General features: G+C 32.1%; 16 protein-coding genes. 5 read left to right on the top strand and 11 right to left on the bottom strand.

What is annotated here, in order from left to right:
• Positions 1-50: 50 nt before the first annotated feature.
• Positions 51-1,046: a GTPase ObgE gene (gene obgE / locus GX437_09605; protein NLJ07911.1), complete on the top strand. Its 996-nt coding sequence runs from the start codon at positions 51-53 to the stop codon at positions 1,044-1,046.
• Positions 1,047-1,048: 2 nt separating this feature from the next.
• On the opposite strand, the gene GX437_09600 is transcribed toward obgE, so the two are convergent.
• The 8 genes from GX437_09600 to GX437_09565 all read right to left on the bottom strand — a co-directional run bounded on the left by GX437_09600 (position 1,049) and on the right by GX437_09565 (position 9,242).
• Entirely contained in the window at positions 1,049-1,645 is a 597-nt protein-coding gene (locus tag GX437_09600) for an NAD(P)-dependent oxidoreductase (GenBank protein NLJ07910.1), read from the bottom strand.
• 21 nt (positions 1,646-1,666) lie between these two features.
• Positions 1,667-1,903 (bottom strand): sugar nucleotide-binding protein, encoded by a 237-nt coding sequence (locus tag GX437_09595; protein NLJ07909.1) that lies wholly within the window; start codon positions 1,901-1,903, stop codon positions 1,667-1,669.
• Positions 1,904-1,908: 5 nt separating this feature from the next.
• Positions 1,909-2,880: an SDR family oxidoreductase gene (locus tag GX437_09590; protein NLJ07908.1), complete on the bottom strand. Its 972-nt coding sequence runs from the start codon at positions 2,878-2,880 to the stop codon at positions 1,909-1,911.
• 3 nt (positions 2,881-2,883) lie between these two features.
• Positions 2,884-3,450 carry a dTDP-4-dehydrorhamnose 3,5-epimerase gene (gene rfbC, locus GX437_09585; protein NLJ07907.1) on the bottom strand — a complete coding sequence of 189 codons (567 nt, stop codon included), beginning with the start codon at positions 3,448-3,450 and terminating at the stop codon, positions 2,884-2,886.
• A gap of 8 nt (positions 3,451-3,458) precedes the next feature.
• Complete coding sequence (gene rfbC, locus GX437_09580) at positions 3,459-4,001, bottom strand: dTDP-4-dehydrorhamnose 3,5-epimerase (GenBank protein NLJ07906.1); 543 nt, start codon at positions 3,999-4,001, stop codon at positions 3,459-3,461.
• Positions 4,002-4,010: 9 nt separating this feature from the next.
• The gene (infB, locus tag GX437_09575; GenBank protein NLJ07905.1) at positions 4,011-6,860 is read right to left on the bottom strand and encodes a translation initiation factor IF-2; all 2,850 of its coding nucleotides are present in this window, start codon (positions 6,858-6,860) and stop codon (positions 4,011-4,013) included.
• A gap of 12 nt (positions 6,861-6,872) precedes the next feature.
• Positions 6,873-8,108: a transcription termination/antitermination protein NusA gene (gene nusA / locus GX437_09570; GenBank protein ID NLJ07904.1), complete on the bottom strand. Its 1,236-nt coding sequence runs from the start codon at positions 8,106-8,108 to the stop codon at positions 6,873-6,875.
• A 420-nt stretch (positions 8,109-8,528) separates the two neighbouring features.
• On the bottom strand, positions 8,529-9,242 hold the full coding sequence (locus GX437_09565; protein NLJ07903.1) for an rRNA pseudouridine synthase: 714 nt from the start codon (positions 9,240-9,242) through the stop codon (positions 8,529-8,531).
• 119 nt (positions 9,243-9,361) lie between these two features.
• Between GX437_09565 and ybeY the strand changes: the two genes are divergently transcribed.
• From ybeY to GX437_09550, 3 genes are read left to right on the top strand one after another with little or no spacing between them, the layout of a single operon-like run.
• Positions 9,362-9,802 (top strand): rRNA maturation RNase YbeY, encoded by a 441-nt coding sequence (ybeY, locus tag GX437_09560; GenBank protein NLJ07902.1) that lies wholly within the window; start codon positions 9,362-9,364, stop codon positions 9,800-9,802.
• Positions 9,799-11,658, top strand: coding sequence for a tRNA uridine-5-carboxymethylaminomethyl(34) synthesis enzyme MnmG (gene mnmG, locus GX437_09555; protein ID NLJ07901.1), 1,860 nt, complete (start codon positions 9,799-9,801; stop codon positions 11,656-11,658). Before ybeY ends, mnmG begins: the two co-directional genes overlap by 4 nt.
• A gap of 1 nt (position 11,659) precedes the next feature.
• The gene (locus GX437_09550) at positions 11,660-13,243 is read left to right on the top strand and encodes a DUF2141 domain-containing protein (GenBank protein NLJ07900.1); all 1,584 of its coding nucleotides are present in this window, start codon (positions 11,660-11,662) and stop codon (positions 13,241-13,243) included.
• On the opposite strand, the gene GX437_09545 is transcribed toward GX437_09550, so the two are convergent.
• From GX437_09545 to GX437_09535, 3 genes are read right to left on the bottom strand one after another with little or no spacing between them, the layout of a single operon-like run.
• On the bottom strand, positions 13,240-14,478 hold the full coding sequence (locus tag GX437_09545; protein NLJ07899.1) for a U32 family peptidase: 1,239 nt from the start codon (positions 14,476-14,478) through the stop codon (positions 13,240-13,242). The genes GX437_09550 and GX437_09545 overlap by 4 nt on opposite strands.
• Positions 14,465-16,153 (bottom strand): CocE/NonD family hydrolase, encoded by a 1,689-nt coding sequence (locus GX437_09540; GenBank protein ID NLJ07898.1) that lies wholly within the window; start codon positions 16,151-16,153, stop codon positions 14,465-14,467. Before GX437_09540 ends, GX437_09545 begins: the two co-directional genes overlap by 14 nt.
• Positions 16,154-16,178: 25 nt before the next feature.
• Positions 16,179-16,892, bottom strand: a complete 714-nt coding sequence (locus GX437_09535; GenBank protein NLJ07897.1) for a T9SS type A sorting domain-containing protein — start codon at positions 16,890-16,892, stop codon at positions 16,179-16,181.
• A gap of 84 nt (positions 16,893-16,976) precedes the next feature.
• Here GX437_09535 and GX437_09530 point away from each other — a divergent pair, with 84 nt between their 5' ends.
• On the top strand, positions 16,977-19,295 hold the full coding sequence (locus tag GX437_09530) for a TonB-dependent receptor (GenBank protein NLJ07896.1): 2,319 nt from the start codon (positions 16,977-16,979) through the stop codon (positions 19,293-19,295).
• The last annotated feature ends 72 nt before the right edge of the window (positions 19,296-19,367 follow it).

The raw sequence follows: 19,367 nt of genomic DNA, 5'->3' as shown, positions 1-19,367 counted from the left end.
ACTTGTATTGGCCATTCCGATACCTTACAACACATATAGTAACTTAATTTATGTCAGAACAAAATTTTATTGACCAAATAAAAGTTTTTTGCCGTTCAGGAGCTGGTGGAGCAGGCTCTGTTCATTTTCACAGAGATAAATTTACCCGCAAAGGTGGCCCTGACGGTGGAGACGGGGGACGTGGCGGACACATCATTTTAAAAGGAAATGCGAATCTTTGGACTTTGCTTCATTTACGATACACCAAACATTTATTTGCTGAAAACGGAAAAAACGGATCTTCTCAAAATAAAACAGGAGCTAGTGGAAAAGATATTGTTGTTGAGGTACCATTGGGAACTATTGTTAAAGATGCGGAAAACAATGCCTTTTTGATGGAAATAACTCAGCACGGGGAAGAAAAAATCTTATTTGAGGGTGGAAAAGGAGGATTAGGCAACTGGCAGTTCAAATCCCCCACCCGTCAGGCACCACAATTTGCACAACCCGGTATGCCCGGAATTGAAAAAACAGTCATATTTGAATTAAAACTACTTGCAGACGTTGGTCTTGTTGGTTTTCCCAATGCGGGAAAGTCAACACTATTGAGTGTGATTTCCGCTGCCAGACCAAAAATTGCCGATTTTCCTTTTACAACCATTGTCCCCAATGTTGGAGTTGTTCAGGCAGGGAAATACAGGTCTTTTGTGGTGGCCGATATTCCGGGTATCATTGAAGGCGCATCAGAAGGAAAGGGGCTCGGACTTCGTTTTCTTCGCCATATCGAACGAAATTCAGTCCTTCTCTTTATGATTAGTGTTGAAAATCAGGATATTACTTCTCAATTTGAGATATTACTCAATGAACTTGAAAAGTATAACCCTGCATTGTTGAATAAAAAAAGACTTCTGGCTATTACTAAATGTGATATCGTTGACTATGATTTTTTGAAAAATATTAAAAGCACTTTACCCCCAGATACGGACTACCTCTTTATTTCTTCTGTTTCCGGATTAGGAATTAACGCTCTGAAAAGAAAATTGTGGAATCTGTTAAATCAATCTTAAAATTAATTAAGCAAATATTCTTTCAAAGCTTCTTCCCATGTTTTCATGATGTTGCAATTGTATGCTTTTAATTTTCCATTTTCCAGCACACTGTATTCAGGCCTCTTGGCTTTGGATGGAAATTCATCCGGTGCAGCTATCTGAAGGTCAGGATCTAAGCCGGTAATTGAAAAAATAGCTTTGGCAAACTGATACCAGGAGCACTCACACTCTGAGGTGGCATGTACAATTCCGTAAAAATCCGGATTTTTAATTTTAACTACCTGTCTGGCAAGTTCTTTTGTAGAAGTAGGTGTTAATATTTCATTATCAACAACCCTGATTTTTTTTCCTTCGTTTGCCAGTTTCAACATAAGTTGAACAAAGTTTAGCCCGCCTTTAGCCCGGCATGGATTTTTACCGTAAAGCCCTGAAGTTCTGATAATTAAGTATTTTTCAGCAATGGCAGCAATGTAATGCTCTCCGGATAATTTACTATTACCATAAACATTTAATGGTTTCGGGCAATCTGATTCGGTATAGGGAATTCTTTGCTTCCCGTTAAAAACATAATCCGTACTGAAATGAAAAAACAATACATCATGTTCGGCACAAGCCATCGCAAGATTTCTTGCTCCTATTCAGTTTATCTGATGTGCTCTCAGGGGATTTTCTTCACATTTCTCCACATGATGATAAGCAGCCGTATTGATGAGTAAATCAGGCCTGGAAAGTTTAATCGCATTTACAATTGAATCAATATCATACAGTTCGACATCGCAATGATTAAACCCATATACTTCATCTCCTGCAGTTTTGAATTCCTGTATGAGGTCAATTCCAAGCTGTCCGTTAGCTCCAATGATTGCAACTTTCATCTTGTTTATTTTTTGCCTTCGCTTTGCTTTAATGATTTGAAAACCTGTATGTTGTAATAAGCTGGATTATCAAAATCGTTGAATTGCTCTTTATGCTGAATTAAATCATGTACAATGTCAATCACCGTGTGCATGGGTTTAAAACTTAATATTTTCATGGCGTTCTCAATGCTTACCTTATAATTTCTGAAATCCTGAATGTTTTTAATGATAAGCTTTGTTTTTAATCCCAATGTTTCAAGTAATGTGTCGCTGACCATATCGGCCACCTCTCCAACCGTATAGTTCCCCGAAGAAATATTGAAAACACCGGAAATGTCGTAATTGGCTTCAACAGCCCTGATATAAGCACTTGCAACATCTTTTATACTTAAAACAGGTCGCCAGATAGATGGATTATTTACTGTAATTTCTCCTTTTTGAATGGCATTTTTAAACATGGTGTTAACGATCAGGTCAAGCCTCATTCGGGGACTATAGCCGGATACCGTTCCCTGCCGAAATGCTATTACTGAAAAGCTTTTATCGATCATCTGCAATACTGAAAACTCTCCCTGTAGTTTTGAAATGCCATAAGGGTAATTCGAAACAGCCGGTGATTTTTCATCATATAATTCATTAACCGTATAACCATAAACAGAGCAAGAGCCGGCATAAATAAATCTTTTAACACCGGCAATTTTTGAAATATATCCTAAATATGCAGGGGAAGAGGCATTTTGAATAAAGTTATCTTTTGGAGAAAATTCGGCCATAGGATCATTGGACAAACCGGCAAGAAAAATAACCTGATCATAAGGTTTCAGTTCTTCCGGTTCAAGGTCAAAAATGTCTTTTTGAATAACCTTGATATCGGCAGGTAATTTATTTCCAAACCACAATAAATCAACAACATCCACTTCATAACCTCTTTCTGCAAGTTTTGGAACTACCACAGATCCGATATATCCGGCTCCACCGGCAACTAATATTTTCATGGCCTATTTTTTAAAATAATCTGATTCTTTGGTTTTTAACCATTCTGATAATGTCTGTGCAACCTTGTCTTTCTGGGATAATACAGGCTCTTCAACCGGCCACTTTATCCCAATTTCTTTATCACGCCATAGTATCCCTGATTCTGCTTTGCTATTATAAACACCCGTTGTAAGGTATTCTATCTCAGCAAAATCTGACAAGACACAAAATCCTCGGGCAAATCCTGCTGGTGCATAAATCCATTTTTTATCTCTCTCTGATAAGGTAATACCAATCCATTTCCCCAAATCAGGTGAGTTTTTCCTGATATCAACAGCTACCAGAAATGCCTGGCCAAACAAAACTCTCATCATTTTGCCCATCGGTGGTTCCCACTGAAAATGCAATCCTCTCAATACATTCTTCGCTGAACGGGAATGATTGAGTTGAACAAAATTTCCGGGTAAACCTAACTCAAGAAACTGATCATAACGGTAAGTTTCTGTAAAAAATCCCCTTTCATCTTCGAAAACTTCGGGAATGACGATTATGACGTCTTCTATTTCTGTATTCTGAACTTTGATTTGCATAATTCTACCTAAAACTGACTTTGAAAATCTTTGAATAAAATTCCCTGATTGTCCTTGGCTGATACGACAGGTGAGGATGTTTGCCAATTAATTGCCAGATCGGGATCGTTCCAGTAAATACATCCTTCTGATTCCTTATCATATAGATTCGTGCATTTATAAGTAAGTATTGTATTGTCTTCCAGACTGCAAAAACCATGAGCAAATCCTTCCGGTATCCAATACATCAGCTTGTTTTGACTGGTCAATACTACGGCATGCCATTTTCCATAAGTCTTGGAGTTTTTTCTGATGTCCAGAGCTACATCCAATACTGATCCATGCACAACACGAACCAGTTTACCCTGTGCAAACGGGGGATTTTGAAAATGAAGTCCACGAATAACGTTTTTATGCGACATCGACTCATTATCCTGAACAAAACTCGTAACCAGGCCTAATTCTTCGTATAGCGGACTTTTAAAGGATTCGAAAAAATAACCTCGCTCATCTTCATATACAACCGGTTTAATCAATAGTAAACCCTCAATGCCTAATCTGATTATTTCCACAAAATATGATTATAGTTTTCTTTTTATTTGTTCTACTGTGAAACCTTCAATTATATCCCCCACTTTTAAATCATTGAAATTCTGTATGCCAATTCCACATTCATAACCTGCAGAAACCTCTTTCACATCTTCCTTAAATCTTTTTAAGGAGGCTAATTCTCCTGTATAAATCACAACGCCTTCCCTGACAATTCTGATTTTTGTATTTCTGGTAATTTTTCCATCCAAAACCATACACCCTGCTATATTGCCAACTTTTGAAATTCTAAAAACTTCGCGTACTTCCACATTACATAATATTTTTTCTTCTTCCGTGGGTTGTAACATCCCTTCAATAGCGGCTTTGACCTCTTCTATTGCATCATAAATGACTGAATACAATCTGATATCAATTTGTTCCTGCTCGGCTAATTTCCTTGCATTCAGAGAAGGACGTACCTGAAAACCAATAATGATTGCATCTGAAGCAGAGGCCAGCAATACATCAGATTCTGAAATTTGACCAACCCCTCTGTGAATAACATTTACCTGAACTTCTTCTGTTGAAAGTTTTTGAATGGAATCGGTCAAAGCTTCAACTGAACCATCCACGTCTGCTTTAATTATAATGTTAAGTTCTTTAAAGTTGCCTAATGCTATTCTTCTTCCAATTTCGTCCAATGTTACGTGTTTGGTGGCTCTGATTCCTTGTTCCCTGATAAGTCGTTTGCGTTGTGTGGCTATTTCTTTTGCAACACTTTCCGATTCAACAACGTATAAAATATCTCCTGCAGTGGGTGTACCATCAAAACCAATTACTTCAACTGGTGTTGAAGGTCCTGCTTTATTAATCCTTTTTCTTGTTTCATTATATAGAGCTTTTACTTTTCCATAATAAGCTCCTGCAAGTATGGGGTCCCCGACCTTCAACTTTCCTTTTTGCACTAAAACGGTTGCCACCACACCCCTGCCTTTGTCCATTGAAGCTTCAATGATGGTTCCAACACCTCGTTTTTCAGGATCAGCTTTTAGTTCAAGCATTTCAGCTTCCAAAAGAACCTTGTCAAGCAATTTATCTACATTTATTCCTTTTTTTGCTGAGATTTCCTGAGTCTGGTATTTTCCACCCCACTCTTCCACAAGTATATTCATTTCAGCAAGCTGTTCACGGATTCTGTCTGCATTTGCACCTTCTTTATCAATTTTATTAAAGGCAAATACTATTTTTACACCTGCAGCCTGGGCGTGACTAATTGCTTCTTTCGTCTGAGGCATGACGCTGTCGTCTGCTGCAATGACAATAATCGCAATATCCGTAACTTTTGCACCTCTTGCTCTCATGGAAGTAAATGCTTCATGACCGGGCGTGTCGAGAAAGGTGATTTGTTTGCCATTTTGTAATTCAACACTATACGCACCAATATGTTGCGTAATACCTCCTGCTTCACCTTCCGTAACTTTACTTTTTCTGATATAATCCAACAAGGTTGTCTTCCCATGATCAACATGTCCCATAATAGTAACAACCGGTGCACGCTCAACCATTCTCTCCTCAACATCTGGCTCTTCAAGTGATGGCTCTGTACTGCTATCGTGTTTAAATACTACTTCATAATTAAATTCATCTGCAACAATTGCAATAGTTTCTGCGTCAAGTCTTTGATTGATACTAACCATTAATCCCAACTCCATACAAACTGTAATCACTTCAGAAACTGAAACATTCATCAGATTTGCAAGTTCACTAACCGTAATAAATTCAATTACTTCAATGACATTACTCGCTTCTTCCTGTTGAGAAAACTCCCTCTCTTTCTGCTCTCTCTTCTTTAATTTTTTAACTCTTAATTTTGCACTTGGAACTGTTTTTCCGCTCAACTTTGCAAGGGTTGCTGAAATTTGTTCTTTTATTTCTTTTTCATCTACTTCAGGCTTCTTTGGCTCCCTTTTTTGTTTTGTTTTTTCTTTTACTTTTTTCTCCTCTTCCTGAAGTGCAACTTTTTCATTTTTTACAATTCGTTTACGTTTCCGATGTTTTATTGTTGCCGGATCAGATGTTGATGCAACGGGCTTTTTCTTCTTGGGCTCAAATTGTTCTAAATCAATTTTACCTTTAATTTTTAATCCAAATTCTTCTGTTTCTTCTTTTACCTCTGGTATTTCCGGATGTTCTTCTGTTTCTATATCCTCTTCTGTTTCTCTTTCATCGGATGATTCTGAAGTATCCTTTTCTTCTTCAATAAATTCTTCAGTTTGAGTTATTGGTTCCTCTACCTTTATTTCTGTTTCTGCAAGTATTAACTCTTCTTTCTTTTCAAATTCTTCTGTCTTGGTGTTTTCTTCTTTCTCTAAAGAAATTTCTTCAAAGACTTTTGATTCCTCCTGTTCTACGCTTTTTTCTACTTCAACTGAAATGTTTTCTTCTTGGATTATCTCCTCTTTTTTCTCTTCTTTTTCTTCTTTATTGATTTGTGTTTTTTCACCTATTTCAATCTTTCCCAATACCTTTAATCCAGATTCTTTTTTAATTTCAGTCTTTTCTTTTTCAGTTTTTATTGGTTTTTCTTTAAGTGAAATATCACGATCACGAATCAGATTTGTCTTGATTAATATATCTTCTTTTTCTTCGGTTTGTAAATTCGGTTTACGGATTTTTTCTTCTTTTTTTACCTCCTCCCTCTTTTCGTCAATAATTTCCTTTGAAATTTTATCAGTCTGAAATTTTGAAAGAAGTAATTCATATTGCTCCGGAGTAATTTTTGAATTAGGATTATCCTCAATAACTATATTTTTTGATTTTAAAAAATCAATTATTGTAGAAGTGGCAATATTAAACTCCTTTGCCACTTTGGATAATCTTTTTGCAACTATTTCTGACATCTACTATTTCGTTTATTCAAATTCCTTTTTTAATATTTCGAAAACATATTCAACTGTTTCAATCTCAAGATCTGTTTTCTCTGCAACCTCTTCAACTGTCATCGACAAAACTGATTTCGCTGTATCGCACCCTATATTCTTAATTTCATCAATTATCCAGGGATCAATTTCATCTGCAAATTCATCAATTTCTATATCGTAATCTCCTTCATCCACTTCTCTGAAAATATCAATTTCATAGCCTGTTAATTTAGCAGCCAATTTTATATTAATCCCATCTTTTCCAATAGCCAGTGAAACCTGATCTGGTTTTAAATAAACCTGACATCTTTTTCTTTCCTGATCAATAATTATCTGTCCAGTCTTTGCAGGGCTTAATGCACGGGAAATATATAAGGATATATTATCGGTATAGTTAATAATGTCTATATTTTCATTTCTTAACTCCCTGACAATTCCATGAATTCTGCTCCCTTTCATACCAACACATGCCCCCACAGGATCTATTCTGTCATCGTAAGACTCAACTGCTACTTTTGCCCTTTCTCCAGGCTCTCTGACTATTGCCCGAATACTAACAAGTCCATCAGCAATTTCCGGAACCTCAAGCTCAAACAACCTTTCCAGAAATACCGGAGATACTCTTGATAATATAACCCTTGGTATTCCACTCATGTTTTCAATGGTATGAACTATTGCTCTTACCTGATCTCCTTTTGAAAAATAATCTTTCGGTATTTGTAATGCTTTTGGTAAAACCAATTCATTTCCATCATCATCTAAAACCAAAACTTCCTTTTTCCAAACTCTGTAAACTTCACCAGTAACAATTTCATCTATTCTGTCCTGATATCTTCTTATGATATCATTCCTTTCAATATCTAATAATTTGTTCTGAAGATTGACTTTAGCATTTTGTATGGCTCTTCTTTCAAATGAATTTATTTTAATTTCTTCAGAAAACTCCTCTCCTATTTCAAAATCATCAGCATATTTTCTTGCTTCAGAAAGCGAAATTTCAAGATTAGGATCGGTTACTTTTCCGTCTTCTACAATAGTTCTGTTTCTCCAAATTTGAACATCCCCTTTTTCGGCATTGATAATAATATCAATGTTTTCAGTTACCTGAAATTTTTTCTCCAAAACATCTCTGAATACATCTTCAAGGACTCTTATCATAGTTGCCCTGTCAATATTTTTCAATTCTTTCAATCCTGCAAACGATTCTATAATTTCGTTCTTATCCATCTTTGTACTTTTAATAAAACCATTCATAAAAAAAGGGGTTCTCACCCCAATTCAAGGTGCAAAGTTAACACAATTAATCATAAATGAATCGATTTTAAAAAGTTTGAACATAAAGAGTATTAATTAATTAGGATGTTGAAAAATCCTTTTCGAAAATGTCTGAAACAATATAAGGTTAACAATGTATAAACAATGAAAAAAAAGAAGGATGAATAAATATGATTGAAAATGAAGATGATGTGAAAAATAAACAAAACAAATTGAAAGTAAAATTGTGAAAAAATGCTGGTGTAAAAACAGGAATATTATGTTAGTAAAATAATGTATGGCATTTAAAATAGTGTTAAGAAAATAATTAAAAAGTGAAAATTTTTGAAAAATGAATGAGAAAAAAACTTGTAAACGAAATTTACGAGTTGTTTACAATGAATAAAGATATTTTACCTCATTTTTTGTTAAATATCTCCATTCACCTCTTTTTAGAGAAGAATAATCAATTCCGGCAAAAGAAATACGATCAAGTTTTTTTACTAAATAACCATATTTAGAAAATATTCTTTTAATAATATGATATTGACCAGAATGTAAAGACACTATTATTTCGTTCTTATTTTCTGTATTTAATGGAAAGATTTCATCAAAAAAAATCAAGCGATTATCAATAGTTATACCTGATTTTAATTCTGATAATATAGTATTAGGTAAATAATTATCTAAAGTAACGTGATAAACTTTAATAATAGAAGATGAAGGATGTAGAAGTTTGTGTGTTAATATACCATCATTTGTAATAAGTAAAGTACCTGTTGTGTTTCTGTCCAATCTTCCAACGGAAAATAATCCGGATTTCGGAATATCAATCAAGTCAAAAACAGTTTTGCGTAGTTTTTCATCTGATACTGTACAAATATAATCTTTTGGTTTATTTAAAACAATGTAAATCAGTTTTTTAGGTTTAATATTAACACCATTAACAAAAACATCATCATGAATAGAAACTTTGAATGAAAAATCGGTAATAACTTTGTTATTAATTTTTACTAAGCCTTGTTTTATGAAATCATCAGCTTTGCGTCTTGAACAGTATCCACAAGCTGCAAGATATTTGTTTATTCTGACTTTGCTCTGCGTCATAATATGAAAAAATTATATTGCGAAAATAAGTCATTTATCTATTATGAGAGGAAAAAAAGATTAAAAAGAAAAAGAAAAAATAAAAGAATATATAAAAGTGAAAAATTAAATAAATAGAAATGATATTGTTCTGCAAGGATATAGAGAATGAATTAAGTGAAAAAGAAATAAAAAAAATTAAAAATTACATAAAAGAGACATTTAGAAAAGAAAAAAAGAAAATTAAGGAGTTAAAATATCACTGTTTAAAAGAAAGGGAAATAAAAATTATAAATTATGAATTATTAAAACATAATTATGTGACTGATATAATTACAATAAAGCTAAATAATGAAGATAATATTGTGGAAGCTGAAGCATACATTTGCCTGGAAAAAATTAAAAAAAATGCAAAAAATGAAAACATAGAATTTAAAAATGAACTAAAACGTATTATTTTTCATGGATGTTTACATCTCTTAGGATATGATGATAAAGAGACAGAAGAAATAAAAATAATGAGAAAAAGGGAAGATGAATTGATAAAAAATGTTTCACGTGAAACAAAAGTTTTGAAATGAAAAATTATGATATAATTGTTGTCGGAGGAGGCCATGCCGGTTGTGAAGCTGCAATGGCAGCAGCAAATTTAGGATCAAAAGTATTATTGATTACTCTTAATATGCAAAACTTTGCTCAAATGTCTTGTAATCCTTCCATGGGAGGAATTGCAAAAGGACAAATTATTCGTGAAATAGATGCATTGGGAGGTTATTCAGGTATAGTTTCAGATTTATCTACTATTCAATTTAGAATGCTAAACAAATCTAAAGGACCTGCTATGTGGAGTCCTCGTACACAGAATGATAGACTGTTGTTTAGTCAGATTTGGAGAAAAAATCTTGAAGAAAATAAAAATATTTATTTCTGGCAAGATTCTGTTGTTGATATAGTTGTAAAAAATGATAAAGTAAAGAGTGTTATTACTTCAATGGGAAAAATTTTCTATTCAAAAGCAATTGTATTAACAACAGGAACTTTTTTAAACGGTAAAATATTTATTGGCAATACAATTTTAAGTGGAGGTAGATTAGGAGAAAAATCTGTAAATAGTTTTACAGAAAAAATTTCAAGATATGGAATTGAATTTGGAAGAATGAAGACCGGAACACCGGTAAGAATAGACGGAAGGAGTGTAAATTTTAAAAAAATGGAAATTCAAAATGGTGATGAATTTCCAGAAAAATTCTCTTTTTCTGATTTTACTGAGCCCATAAAAAATCAATTACCTTGTTATATTACATATACAAATTCTGAAGTTCATGAAATATTGGAAAGTGGTTTTAAGTTTTCACCATTATTTAATGAAGTGATAAAAGGAATTGGTCCTAGATATTGCCCATCTATAGAAGACAAGATTAAAAGATTTTCAAATAGGGATAGACATCAACTTTTTTTGGAACCTGAAGGTTGGAATACTATTGAATTTTATTTAAACGGTTTTTCTTCATCCTTACCACTGGAAATACAGTATAAAGCTTTAAAAAAAATAAGAGGACTTGAAAAAGTGAAAATATTCAGGCCAGGCTATGCCATTGAATATGATTATTTCGATCCCACACAATTATCACACTCATTAGAGTCAAAAAAAGTTGAAAATTTATTTTTTGCCGGTCAAATAAATGGAACTACTGGTTATGAAGAGGCAGCAGCACAGGGAATAATAGCAGGTATAAACGCACATTTAAAAATTAATAATAAACAATCCTTTATTTTAAAAAGATCTGATGCTTATATTGGAGTATTAATAGATGATTTAATTACAAAAGGAACTGATGAACCATACAGAATGTTTACGTCAAGGGCTGAATATAGAATATTGTTAAGGCAAGACAATGCAGACATCAGATTAACACCCCTGTCATACAATATAGGATTGATTGGGAAAGAAAGAATTGAAAAAATTAGCAACAAAATTAATGAAATTGAAAAAATTAACACATTTTTTGTCTCTCAGTCTTGTGATCCAGAAATAGTAAATAAAGTTCTGATTAAAAAAGGGACAAAAACAATAACACAGAGTACAAAATGGATAAATATTCTTTTAAGACCAGAAATATCAATTGAAGATTTAAGAGAAATTAATGAAATTTCGACATTTTTAGAAAATTTTAAAAATGATTCAATAAAAGAATTTGAAATTCAAGCAAAATACAAATCCTATATAGAAAAGGAAGAAGAATTAGTAAAAAAAATGAATAAAATGGAAGAAATTAAAATTCCAGATAACATAAAATATGAAAAAATAAATTCACTTTCAAGTGAAGCTGTTGAAAAACTTAATAAAATCAAACCAAAGTCGATTGGGCAAGCCTTGAGAATAAGTGGAGTGTCTCCGAGCGATATATCTATTATTTTAGTTCATTTAGGAAGATAATATGAAAAATTTTTTATTTATTTTTCTGACAGCAATAATTCTTTCAAATTGTGCTGTTCAGAGATCCCCTGAAGGTGGCCCAAAAGATACTGAACCACCAAAGGTGATTAAATGTATACCGGAAAACCGTGCAACTAATTTTTCTTCTACAACAATAAAATTAATAATGAGTGAAAAAATTGAAATAGCAAATCCTAATGATGTAATTATTTCACCACCTGTTCAAAACACCAAGTTTTTAGTAAAAAATGATAAGATATTAATAAAGTTTCCTTCTCTTGATTCTTTAAATGAAATTCAAACATATACCATAAATTTTTTGAATAATATTAAAGATATTAACGAAGGAAACACTCTATCAGGCTTTAAATATGTTTTTTCAAAAAGTCAAAATATTGATTCTAATAAAATAGAAGGAACGGTATATGATTATATTGAAAAAGTTCCTTTAGAAAATGTTTATATATATTTATTAAAAGAAAATTTGTCGGATGGTTTCAATGGAAAAATAAAGAAGGAAAACATTGTTGGATTAACCGTAAGCGAAAAAAACGGAAAGTTTAATTTATACAATATTTCTAATGATTACAATTTTATTTTGGCATTAGATGACAAGAATAAAAACCAAATAGTAGATAATGATGAAAGATTTGATTTCGTCAGTTCAGATAAACCGAATAATCATTCTGAATACATAGAATTGAATTTATTCAGGAATCAGGAAGAAATCAGGCTTAATGATTATTATGTTAAAACAAAAAATAAATTTTACTTAAAATTTACTTCTCCAGTAATATTAAGGAATTACAAAATTTTTGATTCTCTTTTTACAAGAGAATTTCAAGTAATTTGTGATAATAAATTGTCTGATTCATTTAATTGTTGGATTTGCGAACAGATTGATAGACTAAATAAATTGAATTTTGTATTTGAATATGATACTAAAAAAGACACAATAATCATTGATCAAAGAAAGATAAGATCAAAAGAATCAATCAATAAAAAACTAATCTCGGAAATAAAACCATTAATAAATGAGATTGAAATATATTTTACTAAACCAATCAAAGAAATTAGCGATAGCTTAATTAAAATAAATGCTGCTGGAAAAATTGCAGAAGAATATAAAATAAATTTTACTAATACTGATCCTGAAAAATTAACAATAAGCAACCTTAATAACGGAACTGAATATAAAATAGTTTTAGAAAAGAATTCAATAATCTTTTGTGAGGATGCAATAGAATCAACAAATGTTGATATTAAAACAAAAAATAGTGAGGATTTTGGATTATTAAAACTATTATTACAAAATCCGACAAATAAAAATGTGATTTTGGAAATAAAAAATAAACAGACAAAAGAAAAAATAAAATTGACAAATGTTAGCATTGATATAACAATTAGTAATATTAATCCCGGAACTTATGATATTTTTTATTTTATTGATGAAAATAGAAATGGAAAATGGGACACAGGAGACTTGAAATCATTAAAAAAACCCGAATTATTTAAAATAGTAAAAAAGGATTTTAATATTAAGGAAAACTGGGAATACATTGAGGAAATAAATATTACAAATTAATTTCTGGAAACAATTTTATAAACCTTATCATTTTTGCGTACAATTTCATTACATTTTAATGTTATTTTATTTCCTTTTTCAGCTTTTAAAATGATTGAATTTTCAAACCAAATTTCAGCTATTTTTAATTCAACAACACCTGTTTTATTTCCAATAATTAATAATTTATCATTATTAACAATTTGGCTATTATTAACAAAAATTTCGACAACACTATTTTTTCTAAAATAATTTGTAACATCTCCAATATATTCTTTTATCACTTTAGATTTTGAACCAGAAACATCTGTATTCCAATCGGAAACAAATTCTGAAAGATAATGACCTGTCCAGTAACCGCGATTATAAACGGAGGAAAGATCTTCGTTAAGTTTTTGAATGCTGATTCTATCAAAACTATTGTTATTAATAAGAGACAATGCCTTATTATATGTTGAGACAACTGTCTTAACGTATTCCGGACTACGTCCTCTACCTTCAATTTTTAAAATACTAACAGAGGTTTTGACTATTTTGTCCAAAATAGAAAGAGTAGAAAGGTCTTTTGCTGACAGTATATATGGATTATCAAGTTTGAAAATATTATTTTGATCGTCAATAATTGAATAAGGACGTCTGCAATTCTGAAGGCATTCACCCCTGTTAGCTGACTTTCCGTGCGTATGTTCACTCAAAAAACATTTTCCTGAAAAAGACATACATAAAGCGCCATGAATAAAAACTTCAAGTTTTATAATATTGCCGGATTTGCCTTTAATGTTGTGTTTTTTGATTTGTCTGGAAATAAATGAAATTTGTTTCAAACTTAATTCGCGTGCAAGAACAATGACATCACAGTATTGAGAAAAAAATTTTAAAGATTCAAGATTAGAAATATTCAATTGAGTACTTAAGTGGACAGGTAGGGAAAGATTTTTCAGATATTCCAATAAGGAACAATCAGAAACAATAATACCATTTATAAAATCTTTTGAATAATCGATAATCTTTTTTGCTTTTTTAATTTCCTCATCATAGATAATACTGTTAAGTGTAAGATAATTCTTGATTCCGTGATTATTACAAATTTTAGAAATTTTTTTAATATCTGACAATTTAAAATTAAAGGATGAAGCACTTCTCAAATTAAGAGAATCGATCCCGAAATATATACTATCAGCTCCGCCTTGAATAGCAGCCATTAGACCTTCAAATGAACCAACTGGTGCAGCTATCTCAACATTAAAATTTTTCATTAATATAAAATTCAGTTAAGAGTGGGATTGCAAGAGAAGATGGGAACTTTGAATTACAAAATATTGTTAAACAACCGTTAATAGCATCTGTAGAAGTTTCATAAGAAACATCTTTTCCTGTATTATAATTTTTCTGAAAAACTGACAGATTCAAATGTTTGATATGCAACACCAATTTATGACCAGTGGGTATTTTTTTAAAAATTATATTAGAATTTTTGAAACTTATTTTGTTTATTTTATCAGGTGTTTTATTAATTTCAGATTTTTCAAGTGTTTTGCTATATCTAAAGCGTAAAAAATCACGGGTAATAAAGTAATGATTATTATTGGGGTCTTTATCATATAAAAGAAATTCAAGATCAAAATCAGGTAGATTGGTTTTGACAAATAAATTCAATTCTGCATTTCCGGCAATGAATAAAGGTTCTGAAAACGGTTGAGACTCAAAAAGTATTTCATTATCGTCTGAAGAAAAATCAAAATAATGGAAAGCATAATTGTATGAAGTATTAAGCTTTAAGTCCGGGGAATTGAATTTAGTTTTGAGAGAATTGATATTAATTATGTACTCACAATTATTTTCAGAGTCAGAATTTAGTGTTCCATTGTTTCCAAGAAAAAAGAATTGCTTATTTGAAAACAGATCACTATTGTGAAAATGAAAATTGTACCATTTATTTTCGTTGATTAAGAAAAAAATAAAAGTATTATTTAGATAGGCCGGCTTTTCTTTATTATTGAGTGTCCAATTAAACCAATCGAGATGGATTTTATTAAAATTAAGTGTAGATGTTTCAGAAAACGACTGATTATCAATCGTTTTTTGAGGGTCTCTTGTTCCTGCATGATCCCAGGGGCCGATGATAATGTAATGATTTTCTTTAGAAAACGAAAAGTTGTATTTTAAATGATTTTTGTAATAATATAATGCACCGTACTGATCGTCATCAAAATATCCGGTAATTGTTAAGATTGGTATATTAATTTTTTCATAGGTAGAATTGTCAGGTATAATGCTTTTCCAAAAGGAATCGAAAGAAGGATGACGGATCCATTGATTGAATTTTGGAAAAGAAATAAAAGATTTTTTTAACAACTCAGAATAAGGGAATTTCCCGCTATAATAATCATAATAAAAAGATTCCCAATAATTTGTATCAGAGAACAAATTAGGATTGGATGTTTTTCCATAAATAAAGCTGAGATAAGGAGCTAAATAAGAATAAAAAATGTTATTTTTTTTGGGAAAATCAATTCCGGGACAAACGGCAGCGGTAGGAGCAATTGATTTTAAAGCAGGGGGATTTTCTTTAAGTGTAAGCCATTGAACCATTCCAAGGTAAGATCCACCAAACATTCCCACTCGTCCATTATTCCAATTCTGCTCTGAAATCCATTGGCAAACATCATATCCATCTCTACCATCCTGCTGACTAAATGGATTAAATTTTCCTTCGGAGTTGCCTCTGCCTCTTGAGTCAACAAGCAATACAGAAAACCCATTTTGAGTAAAAAAAGATGCCTGTTGATGATTTCTATCGACATTGTATGGAGTTATCAGAAAAAGAGTCGAAGTAGGTGAAATATCTTTAGGTAAATACAACGAAGCAGATAATTTAATTCCATCACGAACAGGAATCTTTTGATTCAGAAAAATAGTAAAAGATGTCATGACAACCGGGTCATCAAAGATAAAATCAATATTTTATAAAAGGAAAAGTGATAATTTGTTGGTTAATATTAATCTGTAGAAAATAATTTCCTTTGGGTAAATCTGAAATAGGTATCAAAACGGAGTTATGACCTGCTGATACAGTAACCGGTATTTTTCGAATAATTTTACCAATGGAATTATTTAAAATAATAAATGTTTCAGCGTTTTCAGAGCTGTAAAACCGAAGAGAGGCAATATCAAAAGAAGGATTGGGGTAAAAAGAAACCTGATGACTTAAATCAGATTTGTTTATTGAGGAATTACCAATAACAACAATTTTATATCCTTTAACAGGATAATCGGCAGGTACACCTGCAACGAAAGCGCGAACCATGATATTTAATGGATACACCCCGTTTTCATTATTCTGAGGAGTACCAGAGATAAGAATACAGCCACTTGTGCCACCTTTCCAATATCCTGAAAGTGAGTTAGAAACATAAGAAAGGCTTGCAGGTAAGCCAGTCAGGGAGATTAGACCGATGGAATCAATAGGCATACGGTTTCCGAAAACCAAGGTATCAACAGGAATTACTGCAGTCATTTTCATTTCATAGTATTGGTTTGCATAGGCTGTATCAAGATTGCGAATGGTATCAGGATAAATATTGGGTTTGGAAAAGGAATCAGGGATACATTGAGCGTTAGAGAGAAATGAAATAAAGACAAGTGAAAAGCAAAATAAAATGTTACGCATAATGAGAATAATTAAATTGATTTAAAAGGCAAAATTAAGGCATTTAGAAAAATTTTGATACTTTTACGGCTGAAAAAAAACTTTATGCAAAGGAAAATATTGGTTTTTTTGCATTTGTTGTTTGTGCTTCAAAATGTTTTTTCACAGAATATCATTTCAGGACATGTAATTGATTTTTTTACAAGGGAACCATTGGTTGGTGTAAATGTTCTTATTGATAGTTCCACGGGTACAATAACGGATGATAAAGGACATTTCAGGATTTTAACTAACAAAAACATCGATCAAATAGAATTCAGGTATATTGGATATAAGACAGAGAAAATAATTATAAATAGAAATGTATCTTTTGAAAATCTTATCATTAAAATGCAGGAGGAATCCAAAGTTTTAAATGAAATTGTGGTTTCAGCTGGAAAATTTGAGCAAAAAAAGTCAGATGTAAGTATTTCGATGGAGATTATAAAACCAATACAGGTTGAGAACAACAATATATTGAGTATAGAAAACTTACTCCAAAAAGCACCCGGATTGGTGATAATGGAAAAGCAGGCGAGTATTCGGGGTGGAAGCGGATATAGTTATGGAGCAGGCAGTCGAGTTTTGTTACTTTTTGATGATCTGCCATTGCTGACCGGAGCATCAAATGAAGCAATCTGGGATTTAATTCCTGTTGAAAACATAAGCCAGATTGAAATTATAAAAGGAGCAACATCGGCATTATATGGAGCATCAGCTCTAAATGGGATAGTAAACATCAAAACCAATAACCCACAAAGTAAATCATTAACCACCATGAAAGTTTCAACAGGGATTTATGGCTCACCTAAAGAAAATTATAAAAAATGGTGGGGCGATGCCTGGCAAAATTTTGGATTTTATCAGTTTTACCATTCTTTCAGCAAAGGCAAATTTAACAGTTCCTTCTCCGGAAACTTTAGTCAGGATGAAGGGTACAGAGAAAATGACAATTACAGAAAAGCAAGGATTTACAGTAAATTGCAGTACCAGAGCGGAGGAAAGAATCAAGTGAAAATTGGTTCCAATTTCTTGTATATGATAAAGGAAGGAGGCAATTTTTTTCTGTGGAAAGACGGAGATACAGGAGTTTATCAGATAGCAGAAAGTTTTGTTCAACAATTTCAGGTAAGCAGGTTGATAATCGATCCTTATATTCTGTACAATAAAAACAATTCGTTCCATAGTTTAAAGTCAAGGTTTTATCATGTAAATAATATTAACAATACTCAACAAAACAATACAGATTATCAATTTTATACAGAATACCGTTATCAACATTTTTTTAATAAAAAACTTGTTGTAAGTTCGGGTATAACTTATTCCGGTTTTGGAGCAAAATCTGAATTGTATGGGGATACAATTCATAAGGGTAATAATGTAGGTGTTTATACTCAATTAGATAAGAAATACAAGAATTTGCAGTTATCAGCAGGATTTAGGTGGGAATATTTCCGAATCGATACGGTAAAAATATTGCCATTACCAGTGTTCAGGCTTGGAATGAATTACAAATTGATGGAATACACCAATCTGCGTGCATCCGTAGGTCAGGGATTCAGATATCCTTCCATAGCCGAAAAGTACACGCAGACACAAGTAGGCAGCCTCAACATATTTCCCAATCCGGAACTAAATCCTGAAAAAGGATGGAGTGCAGAGGCAGGATTATATCAGGGATATAGGATTGGGCCTATCAAAGGATACCTGGATGTTGCGGCCTTCTGGACCCAATACTACAACATGACAGAATTTTCGTTTGGTTTGTATAATCCTTCGAATGTGGTACTGTCGTGGAATCCCAACTCTCCCGGTTACGTATTTAACTGGATTGGCTTCAGAGCACAAAATGCAGAAAATGCAAGGATTACAGGCTTTGAAGCGGGTATCTTTTCTGAAGTCAATTTAGAAAAATTTCAAATAAACTTTAATGTCGGATATACCTATATTAATCCAATAACTTTAAACAATGATTCTGCCTATTTGGCTTCATTTTCAGATTCGACTTCAAGGATGTTGAAATATCGGATTAAACATCAGCTAAAGTCTGATTTTGATTTAACTTTTAATCATTTCAATCTGGGTTTTTCACTGATATATTTAAGTCCGATTGTGAACATTGACAAAGCATTTGAAAATCTGACCGTTAAGATAAACAATGTTCCGTTGCAATTTGGTGATATTATTTTACCGGGTATAAAAGAATACAGAATGGCACATAATAAAGGGAATTGGATTTTCGATTTCAGGATAGGGTACAACATCAGCAATAATCATAAGATAAACCTGATAATCAAGAATTTTTTAAACAGGGAATACATGATGAGGCCGGGAGATATTCAGCCACCAATCAATTATTCGGTTTTGTACAGTGTTACATTTTGATTAATTCGTGTTGATAATTTGAAAGAGTTCATCCAGACGTGGCGTCAGTATGATTTCAGTTCTTCTGTTTTT

The organism is Sphingobacteriales bacterium (assembly GCA_012517435.1).
Lineage (GTDB): Bacteria > Bacteroidota > Bacteroidia > CAILMK01 > JAAYUY01 > JAAYUY01.
Note: the sequence above shows the minus strand (reverse complement) of the source record. Positions and strands in the feature narration are given on the sequence as shown.